The following is a 25,466-nucleotide window of genomic DNA, read 5'->3' on the forward strand; positions in this document are numbered from 1 at the left end:
AAGTTCTTCCTGCAGAACGAAATATAATATAAAGCGATTATTAGTAATCGATTAACCAGCTCTATGAAAAAGAAAATTATATTCCTGCTATTTTTAATAGGTACATTTTTGTTTGCTTCCAATTTAGGTGATTATAAAATTCCTTCTTTTATTACGGATAAGTTTTCAGAAAAAGAATCCGCGACTTCAGAATCAAAATCAGATGCAGCTATTGAGGTAAAGAATGAAAGTGAAGGCACAAAATTATTTTCTGCTGATATTGAACAAGGTATTATAGGAATCAACAGCCTTGATGAAGTTGATGATGCATATGATAATGTTTTTCATCTTAAAATTGATGAATTACCGCAAGCTGATGAAAATGCCTATCTGGAATATGATTTGTTTGGTTACGATGAGACAGCATCGATCTCAAGAAGTCTAAACAATGAACCAAGTATTGGAGGACAATTTGTATCGCAAAATAAAGCCTGGACCAAACAAGCCGAATTATTATCTGAGAATTCTCTTCGAACTGGTGATAACGTTTTATTGTTTACAGCGCCAGAAGGAGTTTCAAATGGATATAAAATTAAAAACGTACGAATAGTATATAAAAATGTTCCAGAAGAAAATAATTTTAAACTTCTGAAAGCAGCAAATAAATTGTACATAAAAGGGACAAATTTTCCATCCAAAATAAAGAAACTTACCATTGCAGGAATTTCTATAGATATAAATCAGCCAGAATTTGAATTGGTTTTAGATGCAGAAAATACTACTCAATTTATTCCTGTGCTAAAAGAGACTGTGACAGGTCTGATTTTAAAAGAAAAAATAGAATTAAATCAGTTTTTAAAAGTAGAAAGTTTCAGACCAATTGAAAATGCCAAAGAACGTGTCTTTAAGAATATTAATTTTGAGACAGCCAATAATTTAGAGTACAAAAACTTTTCTGCAGTACTTCCAGTTGGTGCCTTAAAAAACAATCTTACCATTTCGGTAAGTGGTTTAAGAAAAATAGATATTGCACCTTTAAACGCTTCAATGGTGAATGTTACTAATGGGAATGCAGGATTTAGATTACTGCCTCATGGAACCATTTTTGAAAAAGCAGTTACACTTTCACTTCCTTACAGCAAAAAGGCAATTCCAGAAGGATATACAGAAAAGGATATAAATGTATTTTATTTTGATGAAAACAAACGTCTTTGGCAGGAAGTCAGCAAAGATTCGTTAGACATTAAACAGGGATTAATTACAGCAAAAACAACACATTTTACCGATTTTATTGCAGGAATTGTAAAAATGCCGGAATCTCCAGAAACTTCTGGTTATACACCAACAAGCATAAAAGATTTAAAAGCAGCTAGTCCGCTGGTTGGAATTCAATCTATAGAACCGCCCACTCCAAACGTACGCGGAACTGCAAGTACTTCTTTTCCTATTGTCGTTCCAAATGGAAGAGGAGGAATGCAGCCTTCTTTAAAATTACAGTATGATAGTGATGGTGGCCATAGTTGGGCTGGAATGGGCTGGGATGTCTCTGTTCCTTCAGTAAGTATTGAAACGCGCTGGGGAGCACCACGATATGATGCAGCAAACGAAACAGAAAGTTATACTATTAGCGGAGAAGCTTTAATACCAAATTCGCACAGGGTAGAATGGATTGGAAGAACACCAGATAAACAGTTCTTTCCAAGACGCGAAGGTGCTTTCCAGCAGATCATTCGGAAAGGAGCATCACCAAAAGATTATTATTGGGTAGTAAAAGATAAAAGCGGAAATGCTAGTTATTATGGAGGTACAATGTCTGGACTTTCAGTAAATGGTGTGCTTCAAGACGCGAACGGAAACATTGGGTATTGGGCACTTTGTCTTCAAGTTGATTTGAACGGAAATACAGTAGAATACGAGTATGACAAAAGAGATGGAGGTATTTATCTTAAAAAAATATATTATACAGGTTTCGGTTCTCAAAAAGGAAATTACAATGTTACGTTTGTAAAAAATGGTGATTTAGGCGAACCGAATCGTCAGGATGTACAGCTTTCAGCAAGATTAGGTTTTAAGCAGTTAAACAATCAATTATTACGAAAAATTGAAGTGCGTTACAAAAACGACATGATTCGCAGTTATGAACTGCAATACAAAGAAGGAGCTTTTAAAAAGACTTTGTTAGAATCGGTTTCAGAATATGATACAGAGGCCAAGTTGTTTTACACCAATAAATTAGACTACTTTGATGATGTTCGTGATGCTTCAGGAAAATACAATCCGTTTGGACCTGAAGAAAGCTGGAGCGTACCAAGTGACAATTTAAAAAACAACTCTATTCCGTCTTTTACTAATGCTTTGTTTTCGGGAAAACATTCTCTGGTAACCAGTACAGAAGGATCTACAACAGGAGTAAGTTATAGGCTGGGTCTGGGGTTTGCTACTAATGCCGGAAGTTTAAAAGGATTTACTATTGGCGGTCATGGAGGAAATAATTGGGGAAATTCTGAAACTATTGCCACTTTAGAGGATATAGACGGAGATGGATTGCCAGATAAAGTATTCAAAAATAATAATGGTGTTTATTATCGAAAAAATTTGGCCGGAACTGGAAAGCTGGCTTTTGGAGATCTTCAAGAACTTAATATCAGTGATGTAGGATTTTCAAAATCTAGTTCGTTTAACTGGGGTGTCGATTTAAATATGACTTATGGAAATATTGGTTTTGATCAACAGCGTTCCAGTAATAAAACCAAAGCCTATTTCATGGATTTTAATGGAGATGGTCTTGTTGATTTTGTTCGTAATGGGCAGGTATATTACAACCGATTAGAAAATGGAATCCCGACTTTCAAGAATAGCAGTGCGGGTACGCCGTCACCAGTTTTTGGAGGAGGAAATATTACTATTCCAGGTTATACAACTATTTCTTTGGAAGAGATAGAAAAACAAAATCCGCTTCACGATGTTGTGCGTATGTGGGAAGCTCCTGTAAAAGGGATAATTTCGGTATCACATCAATATCAATTAGTTCCTGAATCTACTCCAGAACGAATTAAAAGACGTGAGGAATATGTAAATAATGCTGGTGAAGACAAAGCCGATGGGGTTCATTTGTATTTTCAAAAAGGAAATACAGTAATTTGGAACGAAGCAATTGCGGCTACAGATTACGGTACTAAGAGCAAACAAAATACGGCCATTGCTGTAGAAAAAGGAGAACGATTGTATTTTAGAGTTAGCTCTGTTAAAGATGGGAATTTTGACACTGTAAACTGGGATCCAACCATTACTTATTCGCAGATTAAGCACTTTGACAGGGGAACTAATGGAAATATAACCGAAAGTGATTTTACCGTTCCAGCTTCTTTACAAGATGTAAACGCGTATTCCTTGGCCACTTATCAAGCAAGTACCGATTTTTTCAGCAGCTCTAATGAAGGCGGAGTTGTGCCGGTAGCAGGAAATGTCGTTTTGAAAGGTATTTTAAATAAACCTGTTACCTCAGATCACATCAAACTGGTTATCAAAAAAACATATTTAGATTTGTCTCAGATTCCAGTTATTCTTTATGAAAAAACTTTCTTAGCCAATGAGGTTAGTTCATTCGATTTGTCATCAATTACGCTGCCTGCATTTGAAGCTGAGACTATGGTATCATTGTCCCTACAGACAGAAACCAATATCAATTGGCAGACAATTTCTTTTACGCCGACTGTTACTGTTCCTGCTTATCCGGGAGAATTGGTAAAAGAAGTTCCCTTAGGAGTTTCTCATTTGTTTTACAACAAACGAGAAGGAAATTATAATATGACTGGTGTAACTTCTACTTCGTCAGGAAAAGTAAAACTAAGTATTCTGACTCAGGATTTGACACTCGCAACTCCTGCTCAATATCCAGGTAATATTAATGATTTTGATGGAGATGTTATTATTTCTGCTAAACAAAATAATACATTATTAACACGTAATCGTTATCAAATTACAGGAGGTATTTTGAGTTTGGTAAATAATACATTTGATAATTCCGTTACGTATCCGGATGCTGTTTTGGGAGTTCCAATTCAATTAGAAATGACAGTTTCTAATGCACGATCTATAACAATTATTAAAAATTATCCAAAAGCTGATGCCTTAAATATTCAAGTTCAAGTTACAGATATAGTCAATGCTTCGGTATGGAATCAAGCTACAGATGATTTTAGTATTTATAGTCTTTTGAATGACGATGAAAGAAGTTTAGGATTGTATTATCGTCAATGGTGTGGATTTGCTATTAATGGAAATTTAGCATCAAATACTATTGATCAGACACTTCTAAAAAAATCAGATGCCTACAGCACAACACCCGATTTAGGAAATACAGATCCTGAAAGTTATGAAGGAACTGACTATGAAGTTGCAAAAAGTTATTTTGTATCATTAAATCCGTCTTACACTAAAGCAAAATGGGAAGGTTTAGAGGAAGGAATATATATACAAGGACAAATAATAGGTACATCAAGATTGGGAGAAGATGATATTTCGGAGTATACTGACTTTACACTTCCTAATCTGCCTGGCGGCAGTACTTCTGCGCTGGATATGATAAGCGAAAGTAAAAGTAAAAGTCTTTCTGCAGGAGCATCTGTTGGACCTGCCAATGTTGGTTATAGTAAGTCGATTGATGGCGACTCTTACGTAACACAAACAATGAGCGATTTTAATGGAGATAAATTTCCAGATTATATTCGTGGAGAAAATGTACAGCTTACAGCTCCAGTTGGGAAAATTTCCAACGAAGTAGTCAATATGGGAGATAACTTCAGCCATTCTAAAACAAGTACTGAGGGACCAAATTTTGGAGGAAGCTACAGTCACGGAGCTCCATCAAATTCAATTAGTATGACCATTGGTAAATCTAACGTAAAAAGAGATGCTGCTAAAGAAACCGCGTCAAAAGAGGCAGAAAAGGGAGGTAATAGTATTGCAGTAAGTGCTTCTCAAGGAAAAGGAGAAGATCATGCGGCAATGATTCATAGTGATATTAATGGGGATGGACTTCCAGATAAAATTTCAGATTCTGGTGATGTTTATTTGAACACTGGATACGGATTTTTACCAGCAGAAAAATGGAACCACAACAGTTTGAATGGAGGAAAATCAACAGATTGGAGCGCTGGTTTAGGTTTTAGTATCAAACAAGGATCTATTTCTGGTGGAGCCAATTATGCAAGATCACAATCTGATAGTGAAGAATCTCTTATGGATATTAATGGTGACGGACTTGCTGATAAAATTAAATATGAAGGAAGTAACATGCAGGTTTCCTTAAACTTAGGTAATTCTTTTGCAGCACCCGTTGTCTATCCGAAATATTCAGAAATGAATCAGAATAAAGGAGTAAGCTACGGAATGAATGCTAATTTCTCAATAGACATTGTTATTTGGCTGCTGCGTATTACACCAACTCTTGGAGGAAGCCAAGGATGGAGTACAAACCGTTCTGAAGGAACTTTTATGGATATTGATGGTGATGGAAATTTAGATTATGTGGTTTCAAAAGAAGATGGACATTTGACAGCGCAATTATCAAATATCAGAAGGACTAATAAATTAAAAGGCGTTACCAATGGCGCAGGAAATAGCTATACGGTAGATTACGAACTAATAAAACCAAGTTACGAAAACCCATCAGCTAAATGGGTTTTACAAATGGTTACAGTTTTTGATGGACATGTTGGAGATGGTATTGATAATTCGATAGCTAAATTTAGATATGAAAATGCTTATCATGATCGTCGCGAAAGAGAGTTTTATGGTTTTGAAAAGGTAATCGAAGAAGAAATAGATGCGTCTGATAATTCATTATTTTCGACAACGGTTCAAGAATATCACAATCACGATTATTTTAGAAAAAATCTTTTAAAGCGCAGCTATACTTTAGATAAGGATGGCAAAATACGCAAAGAGTCTGAAAATGAATACAGCTTAGTAGATGTTGCTACACAAGCCAGTATTTCGGAATCTGAATTAAATTTACCATCATGTGACAATAAAAGAGTTTTTGCTGGATTAATTCATACCAACGAAAAAGTTTACGAAGCAGGAGGTGAATATCTAGAAACGAATATTTTCAATACTTATGACGCAAACGGAAACATCATTCAGTACGAAGATTTAGGAAATGGTTCAGCTGATGATAAAGTTACAGCCAAAATAGCATATCATGAAAGCACTAATCCATATTATGGAGGTATAGCAAAACAGTTAGAAGTTTACACAAGTGAAGGATTAAGACGTAAAAGAACCGCGGCGGTAAATCCTGCAACAGCAGAAGTAACTCAGATAAGCAATTACAGTGCAGCAGATAAAATTGCTGTTACTGACATTGTATACGACACTTACGGAAATATCGAAAAAATTACTGGTCCTATCAATCATAAAGGACAGCGTATGACTTTGGAATATGTATTTGATTCAGAAGATCACCAATACATGACCGAAATAAAAGACGCCTTTGGTTATCAGAACAAAGTAGAATTCGATTACCGTTTTGGAATGCCTCTTAAAACAACAGATCGTAACGATCAAAGTACTATTTATACTTTGGATACAAAAGGTCGTGTGTCAACAATAAAAGGCCCTTATGAAATTGCTTCAGGCAGACCATACACGATTGCTTATGAATATTTTCCAGAAGCAGAAGTTCCGTATGCCAAAACTAGAAATTATGATCCAGAACTTGACAAAGACATCGAAACCTACACGTATACAGATGGATTAGGAAGACCTTTGCAGGTAAAGAAAACAGCAAGTTTATTTACACAGTCCGGAAGTCCAGATCAGGAAGCTCACGTTGTTTCGGGGCGTATAATTTATGATGGATTAGAAAGACCAATAGCCACCTATTATCCAACGACGACGACTACGATGGATAATAATTTTAGTACAGCAATGTCCAATGTTGAGCCAACTAAAACCGATTATGATGAGGTCGGACGTCCAATAAAAGTAACATTGCCAGATGGAAGCACCAATACAACATCTTATACCATTATCAATCATGATGGACTGTCAGTACTAAATACAACACAGACAGATGCTTTAAACAGAACAAGTTCAACTTATACAGATGCTGCAGGGCAAAATGTAGCCGTTGTACAAAATGATTTGGTAACAAAGATTGAAAATAATGCTCTGGGAGAAACGGTAAAAGTAACGGATGCCATTGATCATATTACCAAAATGAGTTACGACTGGGTAGGAAAACGGATTGAATATACACATCCAGATGCTGGAACAACAACTATGGAATATGATTTGGCAGGAAATTTAACTAAACGCATAACACAAGATTTAAAAAATACCGTTCCAAATGGTGGTGCTGTAGAATATGTCTATAATTATAATCGTTTAGAATTTATAAAATACCCTAAGAATCCACAGAATAATGTACAATATAATTATGGAAAAGCTGATGGAACTCCATCTCGACGAGGAAGAGTGTGGTTTGTACAAGATGCAACTGGAGGACAAGAATTTTTCTTTGGTAAATTAGGAGAGATAGAAAAAGAAATTCGCACACTTCGTATTACGCCTACAGATGTACAGACTTATATTTCACAATTTGAATACGATACATGGAATCGTATCCAGAAAATGACATATCCTGATGGAGAAGTAGTAGAATACACTTATAACCGCGCTGGAAATCTGCAAAGTATGAAAGGTAAAAAAGAAAGCCATACTTACGATTATATCAAGCAATTAAGTTATGATGAATTCGAACAGCGTAAATACCTGAAATATGGTAACGACACCGAAACGAATTATACTTATGATGCCGTAATGAGAAGATTACAGCAGTTACAAGTAAGAAGCGGAGAAAGACAGGTCTTAAACAATGCTTATGGTTATGATAATGTTGGAAATGTATTAAGTATTAAAAATACAGCTCCAATAATAAACAACAGCTTAGGAGGAACCTCTTCTCAAGAATACCAATATGATGATTATTATAGATTAAAATCGGCAAAAGGTTCTTATCAAGGAGAGTTTACCAAAGCCAGTTATGAACTCAATATGAGTTACAATAAAATGCATAATATTACCAAAAAAGATTTGATGCATACCGTTAATAATGAGCAAAAAGGATATGTTCTAGATTACGCTTACGATAACGAATTACATCCGCATGCGCCGAGTAAAATTGCTGAAACAGCTAAAGAAGATCCTCGCGAATATCTATATGATGGAAACGGAAACCCAACAAGTTATACAGAAACTCAAAGTTTCAGAAAAATGACTTGGGACGAGGAAAATCGACTAATGGGAATTAATGATAATGGAAGAATTTATCAATTTTCTTATGATAGTAATGGAGAACGTGTAATTAAAAGTTCAGCCGATTCTCAAAATGTTGTAATAAACGGAGAAAACGCCGCTACAATTATACATACAGATGATTATACAGGATATGTAAGTCCGTATTTTGTAATAAGAAAAGGTAAATTTACCAAACATTATTTTGAAGGAAGTGGACGAATTGTGAGCAAATTGGGTAACGGAACTTTTGCCCAGCCGTTAGGTTTAACAGCAGGAGGAGTAAATTATACCAATCTTAGTGCAGAACAGCAAAAGGCGTTAGATGCTTATGTGAAAAGTTTAGGTTTACCACCAGGACCTCCAACACAGCAAGGAATCTATGCTACGCCAGAATTTACAGGGAATCCGTATCCAAGTGAAGTACTTAAACCTGTAGAAGAAAATCAAGAACCTCCAGAAGGATGGCCTAGAAACCCAATTTTTAATGCTTCGGGAGATGTTCCTGGTCCGCCAGTACAATTTGGCCCTCCAATAGAACCAACTACCGTACAAGCAGGAGAAGGTTTTACAGGAACCGGAATGCCAGAAAATGATATTTTTTATTTTCATGCTGATCATTTGGGAAGTACTTCCTATATTACAGCCAAAAATGGTTCTATTTCACAGCACGTAGAATACATTGCTTTTGGTGAGATTTTGTTTGAAGAACATGCAACTTCGTTTTCGTCTCCTTATTTGTTTAACGGCAAGGAATTAGATAGAGAAACAAACTTAACCTATTATGGAGCAAGGTATCTCGATATGAAAGCTAGTTTGTGGTTAAGTGTCGATCCTTTAATGTTTAAAGAAGACTTTTTTGATGAGCCAGAATCGAGTAACGGAGGAGGGTTTAATTCATTCAACTTAACATCTTATGCATTTTCATACAATAACCCTGTAAAATATGTAGATCCAGATGGAGAATGTCCTAATTGTGCCACTGCTGCCGCAGGAGCATTGATTGGCGGTATTATAGGAGGTGCCATAGAAGCAGGAACCCAATTATACAAAAACGGTAAAGTAGATAATTGGAAAGCTGTGGGTGGTGCCGCGGTACAAGGTGCTGTTGTAGGAGGAGCCGCAGGATTTACTGGAGGAGCCAGTTTATTGGTAACTGCAGGTGTTTCTGGTGGAGCTAATGCCGTTGGAGGTGCTGCTAGTAGAGCAATTCAGGGACAAAAAACAACCGTTAGAGATGTTGTAGTTGATGGAACCGTAGGAGCTGTTTTAGGAGCTGGAGGTAAATTGGTAGGGAATGCCGTTAAAAATTCGACGAATAATTTATCACGAAGCGCTAAAGGAAAATTAGGAGAAGCCATTACAGAAATCAAATACAAAGGACGTGGTTATGTTAGACCAGGTAAAGCTGAAGTTTTGACCGGAGGAAAAACTCCAACAGGGAGGGAGTCAAAAGCAATATTTGACCATGATATGAGAAATATTTTTACAGGTAGAAAAATAATAGTCGAAAGCAAGTTCAATACATCTGGATTGACCAGAAATCAAAGGACTGTAATTAATAGAGGAACTAATGTTATAATAGACAGAACTACAAGCCAAGGACTCGGAAACGCTGCAAAGACGGCAACTGTTGGAGCAGGTGGTGGTGTAGCTGCTCAAAGAAACACAAATTAAATATGAAAGATAATCTCAAAATATCAGATAAAGAAGTTCTAGATGCAAGGAATGCTATTTTTAAAGATTATGGTATTCCTGAGTTGGAAAAGAACGGCTATGCAAAATCGCCATTTAAAACTTCTTGGTTTGGGCAGTACGATTCGAATATTCGTGGGTACTCCTACGAATTATGTAAGTTGACAAATCAAAATCAGTTGCATTTTATTAATGCTAGTATGCTTAGAGGGGAAAAAAGGATAAAAATCAGTTTGAATATTTTTGAACTCAACGAAAAATTAAATTCACTTGATGACTTGAAAGATTGTGATGGAATAAATTTTAAGCTTCCACCAAACGACTCAACTATTATGGAATTGAGATATGACGATTATAAGGGGCCGCCTTTGTTTCATATGCTATTTTTACCATCGTATAAATTAGGAAACATCAAATCTAAAAGCAGTTTTGATAAAGAAGTTAGGAAACTGGCGGATCTGGTGGGTAAGGACATGGCCAATATTCGATCCTTTGAGCGTAGGTGGCATGAACTGCACCGGCCGCGTACGACCGATTTGGAGGGCAATGTAATATAGGCAGCGGCTAGGTAGTGTTTCAAAGTTAGTGATATGAGATTTTAAAATTGTAACCTTTTGCTATTGAATAAATTTTAGAAATAAATAATTTAAAGATGAGCAGTAAAGCTCATCTTTTTTGTTTTAATATTGCCTTAGTTAGTTAGTTAGTTAGTTAGTTAGTTAGTTAGTTAGTTAGTTAGTTGGTTAGTTAGTTAGTTAGTTAGTTAGTTAGTTAGTTAGTTAGTTAGTTAGTTAGTTAGTTAGTTAGTTAGTTAGTTAGTTAGTTAGTTAGTATTGTTTTAGCTGTAGGATGGATTGCAGACAAATGCGATTTTCAATATGCAATGAAATATTAGTTTTTTTTTGAGCTTTTCCCGCTATGCGTTGCAATCTTTTGTGCCGAACACCGGCACAAAAGGATTTCCACTGCTATCAGGGCTATAAAGTTGAATCCATTTTAAGGTATAAACCAATATTCTGCTTCAGTACAACAGCACTTATATTTGAAGAAAATTGAGAGCGGGAAATAAAAAAAATTTGAAATGAGTGGGTATTTTCTGAAATTGAACAGCGATTAGAGTGAAAAATAAGGATATTATAAAGTCATAATCTTTCTTCATTCTGGGGTTCGAATCCTGTTAAGTTATCGAATGGCAAATCAACTATTTGTATTGTTTTTCATGAAAACATATACAATTATGCAGCTGGCTCTTTATTTTACTCTTACTTTATAGAAAGAAAATAACAGTAAAAATGACTCAAAGTACTCATGTTTAGTAGCACAAATAAAAAATGGCGCCAATTGTCTTCAATTGGCGCCATTTGGCTGTTAAGTGACCTCGACAGGACAAATTACAACATCATTTTTGGATGATTTGAAGCAATTGGCTTACTATATGTAAATGTCTGTCTTCGATTGGCTTTGTAAATTTGGTTTAGATGTCCTGTTGGGGATTGATTCAAAAATTGTAAAAACTCAGTTTGTTTGCGGTATTAATCTAGGGTACAATTCTATATCTAGTATGGAGGATTTGAAAAAATTGCTATGATTATGATAGAATTGTCTTTCTTTGGCTCTATGAATTACTGTATGTGATTTAGGTTTTGTGGCACAAAGGTAATACCTTTCATCATCATCATTAAAGAGGTGGCATTGACTTTAAGGTCGGCTGAGAATATCAAGCGAATATCCAGTGATGCCTCCTGATGTGATTTCATAAATTTCTAAGAACCTATAGGACTGGTTAAGGAGAAGAATATAGCGCCATGACCGGGCACAGGGAAGCAAGGGCAAAAAGCAACGCAATAAAGTTCGGCATGCCCAAACATTTACGGGCGAATTTCCGAAAGCTTTCCTTTTGCAAAGTATTGTAATATTGCAGCTAGAAACATTAGATTCAACTAAGTTTTAATCTTTTTATTTTTATCACCTAATGACCGATCTTAAAGTTTTCTGGATTCCAGTTTTTTTCATTATTTAAAAGGATTATTCTTTTTAAATCTTAAAGAAAAATCCTAACAATCTATTTTATTTTTTTACTTTAGTTCCCCATATAAAATAAACTATGATTGACCTTTACCAAATTGAACTAAATCCTTCACCTACCGACTTTAACTTTGCTTTTGTGCCAATAAATGTGCAGGGCTCGATCGGAATTCTTAATTCCCAAATATTGCTTGCATTTGGCTACAACAAGAAAGTTTTAGATGGACTTAATCTTAAAGAGGGATATAATCTTTTTCCTGTTAATGAATCCCAAATATTGTTTATAGTTACCATACAGGGACAGAGAAAAACAGATGAGCTGATAAAAGAAAATCTTTCCAAAGCCATAAAAATGTACGCTCATGAGCTTAAAGGTAAAAAAGTATTTCTGCCTCTTTTAGGGACAGGCAAAGCAGGGCTGTCTTACGATAAGAGTTATGAAATCATAACAACTGTACTTAGTGAGAATCAGGACATCTTAAAATCAGTGTCGGCAGAAATTACAATAGCGATACCAGCTGATGAAATGGGCAGGGATTTTTATGATCATCTAATTTTTGAAGAAACAATAGATGGAGCTGATATAACAATGACGCTTCAAAATTCCGGTCAGCGTTTTTTTCTTGTTGACTCCGACTGGGAAGGCAAAGAGCAGGGAAATCGTTTTTATGAACAGGGAATTTGGGAGACAGGTTATGATGAAAAATATGTCCAGTTGATTAATTCCATAAAAGAAGGCGATTTTTTGATCCATAAATCTACTTATCCTCAAAAGAAAAAAGCATCACTTTTATGCTTTAGGGGTTGGGGTGTGGTAACTGGAAATCGAAGAGACGGTACAACAGTTGACGTTGAGTGGATTGAGAAGGACCATAGAATCGACATCAAGGATCTGGGATATTATCACAATACGATAACAGAGCCCTCCTTCAAAGATCTGGAGAAGATATTTCAGGCTTTACCGCAGTTTATGATTCATGACTTGTTTGCCAGTGTCTTGGATTCCGATAAGGAGGAGTCTCATCATATCGCCGGTCTGGTGTGCGATGGTGATACGGGGATTGATTATCTAAACATAGGACCTGACGTCAATGCTTTTTCATTAGTTCTCGCAGCGAAGTCTTTTCAACCTCCGCTTGCCGTGGCTCTTTTGGGCAAGTGGGGCTCGGGCAAAAGTTTCTTTATGAAAAAACTCAGAAAAGAGATAGAAGATTTATCAGCGAGCCGTACAGGGTATTTCTGTGAAGGCATTGTTCATGTTCATTTCAATGCCTGGTCCTACATGGATGCCAACCTGTGGGCCAGCATCACAACCAATATCTTTGACGAGCTGAATTACTATATAAGCAATGACAGCCTAGCTAAATACAATACAAGGAAAATCGAAGAGAAACTGGTAAAGGATCTTTCCGCAGCCAAAGAAGAAGTAGAAGGGCTTAAAAACCAAAAACAGGAAATAGACAGTCAGCTTCAAAAGCTTAATGATAAAAAAAGCAAAAGTAAAAATGAGCTTGACAAGAAAATAAAATCGCTTCGAAATAAGTCACTGAGGTCAGTTCTTGAAGCAGTGGATGTGCAGTTTAAAGTTAAAGATCAAGTTAGCGATGCGCTAAACAAAAACCCTGGTATAGCAAAGGATGTTGAACATTTTAAAAAAATTGTTCCTGAAGAGTATTGGGTGAAACCTGATGAATTCTATGAGAAGGCAAAAAGCTTACCCACTTATCTGAAGCTATTTACAACTGATAAAAATTCTAAATTTAATTGGGCTTGGGTATTTGTAACTCTTGCTATTATTTTTTTAATACCTGTTGGGCTTGGAATATTTGTGGACTTTTTTAAACTTAATGTAATTTCGGTGAATCCTTCGCTTTGGATCCTGATAACTGCTGCGGGCTCCTTATATGTTCGGGCTGTGAAAACGTACAGGAAATTTCAGCCATTTTTAAGGAAAATGTGGTCTATAAAAGAAGATTATCTAAAACAGCGCGATATTGCAATTGAAGAGTTTAATCAACAGGAAAAGGCACTACTACAGGAAATCGAGTACAGGACAAAAGAACTGGACTCCATAAATACTCAGATTACCAGTGTAACTGTAGTTAAATCTACCATTGAATATAAGATTACCAATGCGCTTACTACCAGTACGCTGTATGACTTTATTGAAAAAAGGTGCAACAGCGATGACTATAAAAAACACCTTGGTCTTGTTTCTATCATAAGAAAAGATTTTCAAATACTCAGTGAACTTTTTACAGGCCACAGGGAAGAACTGCTTAAATCCGGAGAAAGCGCGCAGTTCCGTGCCTTGTTTGAAAAGCCTCTGGAGCGAATCGTCCTTTATATTGATGATTTGGACAGATGTCCCGAGGAAAGGGTTGTAGAGGTATTGGAAGCAGTAAATCTGTTAATGGCATTTCCGTTATTTGTGGTTGTGGTAGGAGTAGATCCTGTATGGGTAAGAAATGCCCTTACGGTCAAATACCTGCAAAAGTATGATGATGGAAAGAATGGTTATAAAGGAATTGATCCATCTGATTATCTGGAGAAAATATTCCAAATTGCTTTCCATCTGAAAACTGCAGATGACAGCGATATCAAGGATATGCTTAGAGGGCTGTCTGAGGTACAGGAACTACCGGAAGTAAAAAAAGCAGATCAAACGCTCAGATCTGATCAAAATATAAATGTGGAGGAGACCTTGGAAAGTAATGATCCATTACCAGAAATTGATTATCCAATAATTAGAAAGCAGCAGATTCGTAAAGAAACAATTGTAAAAGCTTTAAGTTTTACTGAGGAAGAGCGCAGTCTTATAGAAGAGATGTCCCCCGTATTGGGCAGTAATCCACGACTTATCAAAAGATTTGTTAATATCTACAGGATTATAAAATCCCATGAGTACATGAGAAGTGCTGAAATTGGCAAAGATGATCTCGAAATGGTTTTATTAACTCTAGCGCTATCGTTAAGCAGATACAGACCGGTGATGACATCAATACTCCATCACTCCCAAATTCCTAAGACAGTTAAACTAGTTGATTTTCTTTACCCTTCAACTGATTCTGATAATGAACCAGATTTAAAAGATTTAAAAAGTGATTTATTAAAGATTCTTGCTGCTCACAAACAAGAGATGCTTAAAGTTAAATTAACGGACTTCAATAAAAATGCTTTTTTTGTAAAACGATTTGCTTTTTAAATAATTATCGAGCAGAAGCAAGCTTTTATAGAAATAATATACCTAAATCAAGATACTCATTGACATTGTAGTGTGTGAGCTGTTGAAAGTGGAAAAACCGATTTTTTTTTGGTTTTTCCACTTTCAGACCTTTTCCTTCTTTTTACTTTTATTCCTTGAACGGATTTGGTATAAATTTTTCTTCATTAGATTCAATCCTTAAGCAGGGCTAGAGAGAATCTGTAAGGTTATGTGATGCACCGAAGCTTTAAAGCCGTTTCTTTTAATTAGCTAGAAGATGAATTATCCTTTTTTCAGTAAAACTTTTGATTCAATATGATTTTACATCAATAAAAATTTGTGACAATGCATCTTTAAAATCGGTAACATCATCAAGATATAATATTCTCAGATTTTTAATTGCTCTAGAACATGCTACATATAAGAGGTTTTTTGTCTGCTCAAATTCTTCATAATACTCATTTTTTGCCTCTGATGCATTTTGAATAGCCATAAAAAAATTTTTGAAATACATTCCGTTTCGTCCAAACGCATTACCCATCAATATTATAACATTATCAAATTCAAGTCCTTTTGTGCCATGATAAGTGTGATAAACTACATCAGTTTCATTTTCTCTTAGTATATATTTATACCACAATTCAAATTCATTAAGATTAATGTTTAAGAAATCTTCAATAGCTTTTGCGGTCGAACTAGTATCCTCTTCTTTTAGGTTGGGATAAAGTACTTCGGACAGGTAACTTTTGACTGATTTATCTGGAAAGCCTTCAAAATCAAATAATTGATTTATCAATTCTTTGTGTTTTATGTTTTTTGCAGAAGTATAAATATCTGTGATAGAATCTAACAATTCATGTAACGTATTGCCCTTAATATTTTGCAACGAAGAAATAAAAACTCTCAAAAGTCCTATATTCATATCAGAATAGATGTACTCTTTTAAAACTTCCTGTACCGGTGTGTATGTGTTACTTAATTTGGATTTAAACTCTAGAATCCTAAATATAAATAATGGAATTTCTCCTAATCTGACTTGATTGTCACTAAGTAGTTCTGTGTTTAATTGCTGGTAGGCAACTTTATATTTTTTTGTATTTGCAAAGAAGGCATAGATATTACTGAAACCACTGTATTCTGCAACACTTTTGTTTGTCAATACAAAACAGTGAAGTTTATTTCGTAAAGAAATATTCCATTCAGATTTATGTTCCTCTATAAATGCACCAACTCTATCATTTTGTCCAGAATAAAACTTTACACTACCGCCTTTAGAATCATCATAGATTGATGATTGCTTTATTTCATCATTTCGTATTGTATTAATAATTGTAACCACTTCTTCAGTAGATCGACGATTAAAAGGTTTTATAATTGTTTTAAGATTTGGATGCACTTTATTAACATTTTTTCCAATTCCCCCATCATATATATTTTGAGCAGGATCTCCAAAGTAGCCGACAAAAAAAGGATGTTTAATCTCCTCAGATCGCTCTGTCAAAATTGACATGATTTCGACAACTTTTTTTTCAGTGTCCTGATATTCATCAATCAAAAAATAAGGATGCTGATCAATTATTATTTGCTGTAATACATTATGATTTTTTATAATTTTAATTCCGTATTCTAAAAGTGTATCGTGACTGATTCTCATCCAGTGTAAACGATCTGAATTGTATGAGGCATTGTATTTTACTTTTAAATATCCTTCCTCTTTGACATCTATAGAACGTAAACAAGCTGCATAATTGTTTATTTTGTAAATAATTTTAATTAGATCTTTAAAATCGGAATAATTTTTTAGAATGTTTGGAAAATCTCTCAGTTGAGTACCAAATATTTCTCTGAACTTACTTGCATTTTCATCTTGGCTCTTGTAGAAAAGTTCTGTTTGCGAAATCATTAAGTCAAATAATCCTGATTTTTGCTCGTTGTTTAAATTTCTATATGCAGCAAATTTGCTATCTGTATCCAGCTTATTATTTAAGATACTGATTTCTTCATTCAATTTATATTGATGAATTTTCACAAGCTCCTTTTGATAATCTTTAATAAGTTCCCATATTCTTTCATGTATTGTTGAAACCAAGACCAATTCGCTGTTTCCAAGTCTGTTTTTAACTTCTTCCACGGCAACATTTGTATAGGTGATGCAAACAATTTTTTGATTATGTACTTTTAGCCTTAAGCCATGTGTGTTGATTATATGTTTTAAACTTTCGACAAGTGAGTATGTTTTTCCTGAACCAGCGCCAGAGCTAAATATAATATTCTCATTTTTATCAATTGAATTAAAAATTTCTTGCTGAATATCTATCTCCTCCTGTTTTTTTTCTGATGATATAATTGATAAATTCATATTTTTAGGCAATATTTAATTTTGTAGAAAGCCAAGTTAATCCTTCAGTAACATATTGTGGTAATAGTGGAAGTTCAGTAGCTACATCTGAAGTAATATATTTATAAAGTAATTTATTTGCAAAATCACTTTTACATCCAGCTAATTTCCGCTGAAGTTTGTATGAATTATTTTTTATTTCTTCCTGATCACTATTACTACCAACAATGCTGTTATATATGTCAGGTTTTAATTCCTTTATGGTATCTTGTAAAATAAGATTATTGAAATTGGTTAGAATAAATGCTTCTTCGAAACTGGTGGCATAAAATCCATTAATTTCACTCTGAAATGCTATTTTTAAATTTTCCTTTATTATTGTTGGAGGTAAGTTCGTTAATAACTCTTTTTCGCTATTATATTGTTTTATCGTTGCATTTGTTGTTGTCTTTGTATCCAAGCTACTGATCTGTGTAAAAGCTTCTTTTTCAGTGTCAGTTCTTTTAATATCTAAATCAGTAATTACCAAAGCTGGTACATTTAATAATTTTATTAATTCATGATAGACAAGACCGTGGGCTCCATCTATATTAAAAATAGAGATATAAAATTTATTAAGCTTATTTTCATTATCAAGGTAATATCTTAGAAGTGTTTCTTCAGTGATACCCTCCACAAGGATAATCGCATCGGAAAAAAACAGTTCTGAAACTTTATATTTTATATGTTTTTTTAAAAACTTTAAATTATTTTCATCGTTTTTATCTCCCAACTGTGGGGTAATTTTTTTGTCATTAAGTGAAACTACATTAGAATTTTGTTCTAAAGTTGTGACATAGTTAATATTATTGAAAGAATTGCCGCTATGAATTTTACTATTGAGGATATGCGATGAGTGAGTGGTAATAATAAGTTGGCTATTTATTTTTTTATTGTTGCTCTTCAACAAAGATGAAATTGCCTCATTTATATTTTTAATAAACAATTCTTGCATCTGGGGATGCATAAATGTTTCAGGTTCTTCAATTGATATTAGATTTACTTTACTATTGAAAGAATCCTCAGGATATTTTTCCATGTACTCGATTAAATCAGCAATAATCATCATCAAGTTCGTGTATCCCAAACCAAATTGAGTTTCAGGAATATTATTACCGAATTCGATATATTCATATTTTATAAGATCATTCATTAATTTCTTAAATGAAATATCAGAACTTAAGATCATTTCTAGTTTATCTGAAGATTCAATTGCGTTTAAAGAGGTATTGATTCTATTGCTGTGTTTATCTTTAATGTTTGAACTTAGTGTTCCATTAATTTTTGATATTATCCCTTCCAGTTCCTTTTTGTCCTTCTTGCCTTGAGTAGATTTGTATCGATATTCTACAATTTTACTGAACGCTCTTGATAAGCATCTTTCATTTTCTACATTGTTGGCTTTTATAGCTTTTATTTCAATAAGCTCTTTTATCCTAAAAGATACTTCATTTCCATTAATGTGGTAATATTTTATTTTAAAGTCAAGTGACTCATTTAGCAGTTCCACAAATTTTTTAAAGAGTAACATTTTATCTTTAATGCCTTCATCTAATAGATCTTTGACGGCTTTGTGGAAATTTACGTTTTCTACTAATTCATATTTTATTAAAATATCCAATTCAGAATTAGCAGTATCTTGCAAAGTCATAAACGGAACCAAATTGGTAACAAGATCAAATTTATTTATGCACTCAAAAAGCATTAGAGAGGAAAATAAATGAGGAGGAGCTGACCCTTTCTCGAGGCAGAAAATTATTCATAGCTGGAATATTACAAATTGACGACTACAACCAATTAAGAAAAGAGAATCAAGTCAGCACTAAAAATCTTAAAAAGGAAATGCATGATATTGCCATTAAATTAAAAGGGATTGATAGAAAAAATCAAATTGAAGAAAAAGCATTAGTTGAAATCTTTCAAAGATTTTCTGAATTTGAGGCTTCAGATAAAAGACATCTTGTAAATCTTATTCCCCCGACGGAAATTAATTTTAAAACAGGAGATCTATCTTTAGGCTTAAATCAGGCATTTTTAAAAATATTATCAAAAAAAAGAAACCGAAAAACCAATAGAAAAAATGAATTTCATTGAGAGGAATGTTTCAGTAGAGAAAGCCGTTATTATTCTTTCCAAAAACGGCATTCAGGTAGATGAGAAGGAAGCTAAAATTATTTTGGAATTACTGTATTTAGTATCAAAAAATTACGATAAACCAAAAGAGAAAAAAAATCTATATCCTTAACGGGATTTCGAACCATCGTTCAGCTTCGATTAAATCTCTGATAGCGCCACTTTAAGACTGTTTTTTTTAAACAGACTAAGAATTTCCTGTGAAAAATTCGAACCGCAAATATTAGGCTGTGAAGGCTTGAAAAATCTATATGTTTAGGCATAAAAAAAGAGACAACTATTATCTAGTTGTCTCCTTAAGTGACCTCGACTGGATTCAAACCAGTAACCTTCTGAGCCGTAATCAGATGCGCTATTCAGTTGCGCCACGAGGCCTTTTTGTTATCAATTAGCTATTTTTTTGTAGCTTTGTTGATTGCTTATTGCGGGTGCAAAGATAGACATAAATGTGAGATAAACAAGGAAAAAATAACAGAAAATTAAAAAAAAATGAAGATTGAAAATTATATACGTGATATTCAGGGATTTCCAAAAGAAGGAATTTTATTTAAAGATATTACGCCTTTGCTTGGCGACCCAGAAGCGCGTACCAATTGCCTAAAAATTTTGTTGGATTCTTTAAATGGACAAAAAATCGATAAAGTGGTTGGCGCTGAATCTCGCGGGTTTTTCTTCGGAATGCTATTGGCTCAGGAATTAAATGCCGGATTTATACCTGTGAGAAAACCAAAGAAACTTCCGTTTGATACTATTGCTGCTTATTACGAATTAGAATACGGAACTGATAGTTTAGAAATGCATACTGATGCCATAAAAAAAGGAGATCGCGTTTTAATTCACGACGATGTTCTAGCTACTGGCGGAACCGCAAAAGCAGTTTGTGAATTGGTTGAGAAATTGGGTGGCGAAATAGTACAGTGTAATTTCTTAATGGAACTGACTTTTCTTAACGGAAGAGAAAAAATTAAGGAATATCCCGTTTTTGCAGCATTAACATATTAATTTATACGAAAACAATTTTATGCTTAATCGCATAAAGCACAAGTCCGATTCGGGTTTTTATTTCAAGTTTATCAAAAAGTGATTCTCTGTATCCGTCAATGGTTTTGGGACTCAAACACATTTCTGATGCAATTTCTTTATAAGTCATTTCAGTGCAGGCGTGTTTGATAAAAACAATTTCTTTTTCTTTTAAAGAAATCTTTTTATTATCGCTGTTGACTTTGTTAATCAGCATTCCAGAGACAAGCTCGGTAAAATAAAAACCCTTTTCGACGACGCATTCAATGGCTTCTTTAAAAATTTCTGGCGAAGTGTCTTTTAGCAGATAGCCTTTTGCGCCATTTGTAATCATTTTTATGATAATTTCTTCATCGTCGTTTACAGATAAAGCAATTACTTTCAAATCTGGCCTGTTGTCTTTGAGCCATTTCATAGTGCTTAGTCCGTCGAGAACCGGCATATTAACATCTAGTAAAATAAGATCAATTTCAGCCTCGTTATTTTGTTCTAGATAGTCTATAAAGACTTTTCCGTTTTCAAAACGATTTATAACTTCATAATCGCCAAAACTTTTAATGAGCAGTTCGAGAGACTGCGAAAAAAGTAAATGGTCATCTACAATTATTATTTTTCTTTTAAAGTTGGTTTTCATGGCCTTGGGTTAAAGGATATTTGATAGTTACAGCGGTTCCAGAGACGTCAGAATTTAAGATTAACTGGGCACCAATAAGCTTAGCTCTTAATTTCATATTATTCAATCCGATTCCTGAATTTGACTTTTTAACGTCATAGCCAATTCCGAAATCCTTTAAATTTAATATGAAAAAAGAATCGGTAGTTTCAATATGAACATCAAACAGATCGCTTCTGGAATGTTTTAGGCTGTTGTGGAGCGCTTCTTGAAAAATTCTGTAAATAATCAGTTCATGTTCTTCATTTATTGCCGGAACTGTTCCAATTTGTTTAAAATTGAATTTAATCTTTTTAAGTTTTTTAATTCTCTCTAAGTCCTGCTGAATAGCTTCGATAAAATTATTCTGAAGGAGATTGTCTTTGTTTATAATGCGTGAAAGAATCCGAAGCTCATCTAAAGATTTTGCAAGAACGGCTTTCAGATCTTTAAGTTCTTCTATTTGAATATTTTTACTACTTATTGCAATATTCAGCTGCATAATGGCAACCGAAATAATCTGTCCGATATTGTCATGCAATTCTTTGCTAATTTCAGATAAGGTTTGGTCTTTTATTTCAATTCTTGTTTTCACCAATTCGGATTGAAAATACAAATCAGCTTCCATTTTATCTACTAAAAACTTATTTCTCTTTTTTAAAAAATAAAAGAAAATAATAAGCAAAATGATTATTAAGGTAAAGAAAACGATACCTAGCGAAATAACTAATAATTGTATCTCTTTTCGCTCCATGTAAATCCGATTATAAAGCAGCTATGTGCCAGTAAATTTAAAATGAACACGACTAAACTAAAAATAGAGTCGTCTTGCTTAATTAAAAACCAATTGATAGCCAGCATAAAAGGTGTAAAAGGAACATGAAAAACGAGTATACCGAGAATGTACCAGAAAAACACCGATTTTTTAAAATTCAATATTTTTTCCGAATTAAAAATCTCAATTAGATATAGACAGGATAGAATTAAAATTAATAATACACCAATTGCAAAACTATAGGTAAAAGAACGGTTCATGTCTTCTTTGAAATATAGAATATTTAAGAAAAACGACACGATAAACAGAATTAGAAAAAGAACAGCCGAAATTCTATGATCTCTTTTGGTAAGTAGGGCTTTTAGAAGTAAAATATAGGCAGAGAAGCTGGCAAACATATAGAAATTGTACACATGAAAGTTGAGCAAACCAGTCCAAAAGGTAAAATAATAGCCCACAATTTCAATTACTACAGAAAACCAGATTAAAAGTACTAAAAATTTGGCTTTATTACCAGGAAGTTTTGGAAGCGCGAACAAACCAATAGTTCCTGACAATAAAGCCATGTAGATGATATAAGATCTTAAAAATTCGAACATAATTATTTAATATAATAAGCTTGGCGGTCTTCCTATGTTTCCGTAATTCATTGGGTCAAGGCTTTGTATGTCTGCAGAAGTTTCCTTCATCATCGCAAAACCTTGAATTTGGCTGCTATCCTTAGCTTTTTTGCCAGTTGGAACCAAGAATAAAGTAGTTAGTCCCGCTTTTTCTCCATGTTTTTCGTCATCTGGATAAACCCCAAAATAAAAACGGATTCCATCAACATTATAACCGTCTTTTGCGCCATTCGTTTTGATGTAATGAATATAATTTTCTAACTCTTCAAGAGAATACCAGATTGCATTGGCATCTTCTTTTTGCTCTCTTTTTGCAGATAGAGAAGCTCTTTTATTGTTGTAATTCACATTTAATTGTCTTGCAAATTCTTTTGTGATTAACTGACTCGGTTTTGCAGGTGGATTTTTCATAGTTATTTAGTGTTAATTGGTTAATATTTAGTTAACAGCTTTTTGAGGTTGTTGATTGAAGCAAAATTATCTTAAACATGAAATTCCGGCAAGGGGAAATATACCCTTTTTTATTTAGGTAAAATTATTCAAAAAAATGGGCTAAAGTGCTGTTACATAATATTTTGTAATAATAGAATTTTACATCGTCAGTTTTGAGCTAAAAACGGCAATAAAAAATGTAACCTATTAATAATTAAATTTTTAAATTATGTCACAACCAACACCTCTGGGTTATCCTCATGCAGGAGCCGGAACAGTAGAAATTCTTTTAGAAAAAGAAGATGGAGCAGATTATGCAGTACTTTTTTCACCAGATCCTAATAATATCTTATTAAGAGATGCGGGTCTTCCAATGCAGTTTTATTATTATCCAAAAGCACCACGTCTCGCCAAGCATCCAGATGGGCGATTTAAATTTGCAATGCAAGTTTTTAAATCAGCAGGAGATTCTTCAACCGTAATTGGTGCAGAAGGATTAGAAGAAGAAGCAGGAGCATACACGACTTTAACCAGCACAATAGATCTGCCAGAAGCGTTATTGAAGAAAGCAATCGACAAGTTAAAAGCAAAATTGCACACCAATTACAATAATCAGAGACAATCTAAGCTTTTTGGACTATTTTCTTATCTAAAAGGTGTCGATCGAGATTTTAATGAAACCAATGTTAGACCTATTCAGCTGACAGAGAATACGATCACGATGCATGTAGTAGGCGAAAAATCTCCAAACAATCCTTTTGGAGGAGCAAATCCGTGGACTTTTAATATTCAGGGAGAAGGAGCGGGAACTACATTCGGATTGGGAGACAATGCGCTTTCGGTACTTATGGGACGCTACAGCGCTTCGTTGGTCAAAAATGCCTTAGAATCTGGTGCCAATAATTTGGTAATCGAAAACAAAATCAAATACAAAGGCTACATGCCAACAACAACGATCAAAACGACAATCGATGTAAAAAAAGTACATACTTATTTTTCGGCAAAAGCCAATGTAAGCTGGTCATTTGTTGATGTAAACTGGGAAAGCGAATACGAAAAAATCTTAACTCAAGGCGGTATCGTAAGCGAAATCATTACAGACAATCAGTTTTCTAATGAAGAAAGAAAAAAAGTAGAAGAAGCGCTTTTTACCAAACAAAGAGATTTTGCTTTTCAAATGGTTCAGAAACAAATTTTTGATGTGCCAGAAAAACAATTCACTCCAGCAACAACACCAGAAAAACCTGGAGGATTTTTTAGAATTCTTTTTGGTGGTGGAAGCGTGGGTGTAAGTTTAAAACATGGAAGCCAAACTAGAGAAGTAAAATTCACAGACGAAATCAAATTTTCTGCCGTCGAAGTTTTAGATTCGAGCATAAGCGGAAACCTAACTCCTCTGACTTTAAAATCTGGTCCTGAAGCAAAAACAGAGCTGAAAAAATACATTACCGAAATTCAATTAGACGAAGATTTCTCAAAAGTGCAGGTAATTGCTTCTTTAAACGGAGGTTTAATTAAATTGGACAAAGACAGTGATATTGTGAATGATAGTCCAGTGAGCCAAGTTTCTATTGAAGTCGGATATCCTGACTCTAAAGGGAAACTGATTTGGAAAAGTTCTGGAAGAATGATCGCTCCAGAAGGAACTCCGTATGTAAAAAACACCAGTAAATCGGGTAAAGAAATCGATGCTATTTTTCCAGCAACTTGGAACGATAAATCGAAAGAAAAAAATGCTTTTGTATTTGATTTCGTAAAAAATAACGGTTCTACTAAGATTAAAGTAAAACAAGAAGTAATGTACGAAAAAGACAAAAGAATCAAATTGAAAGATGTAACAAGAGAGTTTGAATTTGAGGGAACTAAAATATTTGTACCGCTTCCTATTCAGAACATGATCAATTATACTTTATCTACAGAAGAATTGTATGATTGCGATACACTCGAAGTGACCTTAAAAGTAGATAAAATGTCATCTAAAAAATTCAAATTTACAGTTGATAATTTTGAAGATGCCATTCCATACAGAGCTTGGTATGAGTTGGATTACAATATTAAGCCAACAGAATACAAAGTAAAATATACTTGCAGCGGTAAAATCGGCAAGAAATCTAAAAAAGTTTCTATTTCTACAGACTACATCAAAATTGACTATCAAGAAGGAGATGTTTTGTTTGAAATTCCAACAGGAACCGACGCTCAAAATGCCGATATCGAGAAAATCAGAGCTCCATTTATGGAATAATTTTTTT

13 protein-coding genes and 1 tRNA gene are annotated in these 25,466 nt (G+C 34.1%); 7 read left to right on the forward strand and 7 right to left on the reverse strand.

What is annotated here, in order from left to right; all coding sequences use genetic code 11:
• The first annotated feature begins 63 nt into the window (after positions 1 to 63).
• From EG814_RS07645 to EG814_RS07655, 3 genes are all read left to right on the forward strand, one after another.
• The gene (locus tag EG814_RS07645) at positions 64 to 9,957 is read left to right on the forward strand and encodes a SpvB/TcaC N-terminal domain-containing protein (RefSeq protein WP_125720556.1); all 9,894 of its coding nucleotides are present in this window, start codon (positions 64 to 66) and stop codon (positions 9,955 to 9,957) included.
• A 2-nt stretch (positions 9,958 to 9,959) separates the two neighbouring features.
• Positions 9,960 to 10,532 (forward strand): hypothetical protein, encoded by a 573-nt coding sequence (locus tag EG814_RS07650; RefSeq protein WP_125720558.1) that lies wholly within the window; start codon positions 9,960 to 9,962, stop codon positions 10,530 to 10,532.
• Positions 10,533 to 12,079: 1,547 nt separating this feature from the next.
• On the forward strand, positions 12,080 to 15,205 hold the full coding sequence (locus EG814_RS07655; protein ID WP_125720560.1) for a P-loop NTPase fold protein: 3,126 nt from the start codon (positions 12,080 to 12,082) through the stop codon (positions 15,203 to 15,205).
• 310 nt (positions 15,206 to 15,515) lie between these two features.
• Here EG814_RS07655 and EG814_RS07660 read toward each other — a convergent pair whose 3' ends face one another.
• Both EG814_RS07660 and EG814_RS07665 read right to left on the reverse strand, forming a co-directional pair.
• Positions 15,516 to 17,564, reverse strand: coding sequence for a UvrD-helicase domain-containing protein (locus EG814_RS07660; RefSeq protein ID WP_125720562.1), 2,049 nt, complete (start codon positions 17,562 to 17,564; stop codon positions 15,516 to 15,518).
• 4 nt (positions 17,565 to 17,568) lie between these two features.
• Positions 17,569 to 19,233 carry an ATP-dependent nuclease gene (locus EG814_RS07665; protein ID WP_206430294.1) on the reverse strand — a complete coding sequence of 555 codons (1,665 nt, stop codon included), beginning with the start codon at positions 19,231 to 19,233 and terminating at the stop codon, positions 17,569 to 17,571.
• Between the two features lie 191 nt (positions 19,234 to 19,424).
• Between EG814_RS07665 and EG814_RS07670 the strand changes: the two genes are divergently transcribed.
• Together EG814_RS07670 and EG814_RS07675 are read left to right on the forward strand one after the other, a co-directional pair.
• On the forward strand, positions 19,425 to 19,676 hold the full coding sequence (locus EG814_RS07670) for a hypothetical protein (protein WP_125720566.1): 252 nt from the start codon (positions 19,425 to 19,427) through the stop codon (positions 19,674 to 19,676).
• Positions 19,663 to 19,827, forward strand: coding sequence for a PTS sugar transporter subunit IIBC (locus EG814_RS07675; RefSeq protein ID WP_125720568.1), 165 nt, complete (start codon positions 19,663 to 19,665; stop codon positions 19,825 to 19,827). The genes EG814_RS07670 and EG814_RS07675 overlap by 14 nt, the downstream gene beginning before the upstream one ends.
• A 189-nt stretch (positions 19,828 to 20,016) precedes the next feature.
• Here the strand turns inward: EG814_RS07675 and EG814_RS07680 are convergent.
• Positions 20,017 to 20,090, reverse strand: a tRNA-Arg gene (locus EG814_RS07680).
• A 114-nt stretch (positions 20,091 to 20,204) separates the two neighbouring features.
• On the opposite strand from EG814_RS07680, the gene EG814_RS07685 reads away from it, so the two are divergent.
• The gene (locus EG814_RS07685; RefSeq protein WP_125720570.1) at positions 20,205 to 20,717 is read left to right on the forward strand and encodes an adenine phosphoribosyltransferase; all 513 of its coding nucleotides are present in this window, start codon (positions 20,205 to 20,207) and stop codon (positions 20,715 to 20,717) included.
• 1 nt (position 20,718) lies between these two features.
• On the opposite strand, the gene EG814_RS07690 is transcribed toward EG814_RS07685, so the two are convergent.
• Genes EG814_RS07690 through EG814_RS07705 form a run of 4 tightly spaced genes read right to left on the reverse strand, consistent with a single transcriptional unit; the run spans position 20,719 to position 23,193 of the window.
• Positions 20,719 to 21,369 carry a response regulator transcription factor gene (locus EG814_RS07690; RefSeq protein ID WP_125720572.1) on the reverse strand — a complete coding sequence of 217 codons (651 nt, stop codon included), beginning with the start codon at positions 21,367 to 21,369 and terminating at the stop codon, positions 20,719 to 20,721.
• Positions 21,353 to 22,141: a sensor histidine kinase gene (locus EG814_RS07695; RefSeq protein ID WP_125720574.1), complete on the reverse strand. Its 789-nt coding sequence runs from the start codon at positions 22,139 to 22,141 to the stop codon at positions 21,353 to 21,355. Before EG814_RS07695 ends, EG814_RS07690 begins: the two co-directional genes overlap by 17 nt.
• Entirely contained in the window at positions 22,114 to 22,761 is a 648-nt protein-coding gene (locus EG814_RS07700) for a hypothetical protein (protein WP_125720576.1), read from the reverse strand. The genes EG814_RS07695 and EG814_RS07700 overlap by 28 nt, the downstream gene beginning before the upstream one ends.
• A 6-nt stretch (positions 22,762 to 22,767) precedes the next feature.
• Positions 22,768 to 23,193, reverse strand: coding sequence for a hypothetical protein (locus EG814_RS07705; protein ID WP_125720578.1), 426 nt, complete (start codon positions 23,191 to 23,193; stop codon positions 22,768 to 22,770).
• Positions 23,194 to 23,443: 250 nt separating this feature from the next.
• On the opposite strand from EG814_RS07705, the gene EG814_RS07710 reads away from it, so the two are divergent.
• Positions 23,444 to 25,459, forward strand: a complete 2,016-nt coding sequence (locus EG814_RS07710; RefSeq protein WP_125720580.1) for a hypothetical protein — start codon at positions 23,444 to 23,446, stop codon at positions 25,457 to 25,459.
• Positions 25,460 to 25,466: the final 7 nt, after the last annotated feature.

Source organism: Flavobacterium ustbae (genome assembly GCF_003946915.1).
Taxonomy (GTDB): Bacteria; Bacteroidota; Bacteroidia; order Flavobacteriales; family Flavobacteriaceae; genus Flavobacterium; species Flavobacterium ustbae.

What these genes read in the sequence shown, in the direction of transcription:
- EG814_RS07650 (WP_125720558.1), top strand. Translation starts at nt 9,960, where the DNA reads ATGAAAGATAATCTCAAAATATCAGATAAAGAAGTTCTAGATGCAAGG.
- EG814_RS07705 (WP_125720578.1), bottom strand. Translation starts at nt 23,193, where the DNA reads ATGAAAAATCCACCTGCAAAACCGAGTCAGTTAATCACAAAAGAATTT.
- EG814_RS07670 (WP_125720566.1), top strand. Translation starts at nt 19,425, where the DNA reads ATGCATGATATTGCCATTAAATTAAAAGGGATTGATAGAAAAAATCAA.
- EG814_RS07700 (WP_125720576.1), bottom strand. Translation starts at nt 22,761, where the DNA reads ATGTTCGAATTTTTAAGATCTTATATCATCTACATGGCTTTATTGTCA.
- EG814_RS07690 (WP_125720572.1), bottom strand. Translation starts at nt 21,369, where the DNA reads ATGAAAACCAACTTTAAAAGAAAAATAATAATTGTAGATGACCATTTA.
- EG814_RS07655 (WP_125720560.1), top strand. Translation starts at nt 12,080, where the DNA reads ATGATTGACCTTTACCAAATTGAACTAAATCCTTCACCTACCGACTTT.
- EG814_RS07685 (WP_125720570.1), top strand. Translation starts at nt 20,205, where the DNA reads ATGAAGATTGAAAATTATATACGTGATATTCAGGGATTTCCAAAAGAA.
- EG814_RS07710 (WP_125720580.1), top strand. Translation starts at nt 23,444, where the DNA reads ATGTCACAACCAACACCTCTGGGTTATCCTCATGCAGGAGCCGGAACA.
- EG814_RS07675 (WP_125720568.1), top strand. Translation starts at nt 19,663, where the DNA reads ATGAATTTCATTGAGAGGAATGTTTCAGTAGAGAAAGCCGTTATTATT.
- EG814_RS07695 (WP_125720574.1), bottom strand. Translation starts at nt 22,141, where the DNA reads ATGGAGCGAAAAGAGATACAATTATTAGTTATTTCGCTAGGTATCGTT.
- EG814_RS07660 (WP_125720562.1), bottom strand. Translation starts at nt 17,564, where the DNA reads ATGAATTTATCAATTATATCATCAGAAAAAAAACAGGAGGAGATAGAT.
- EG814_RS07665 (WP_206430294.1), bottom strand. Translation starts at nt 19,233, where the DNA reads ATGACTTTGCAAGATACTGCTAATTCTGAATTGGATATTTTAATAAAA.
- EG814_RS07645 (WP_125720556.1), top strand. Translation starts at nt 64, where the DNA reads ATGAAAAAGAAAATTATATTCCTGCTATTTTTAATAGGTACATTTTTG.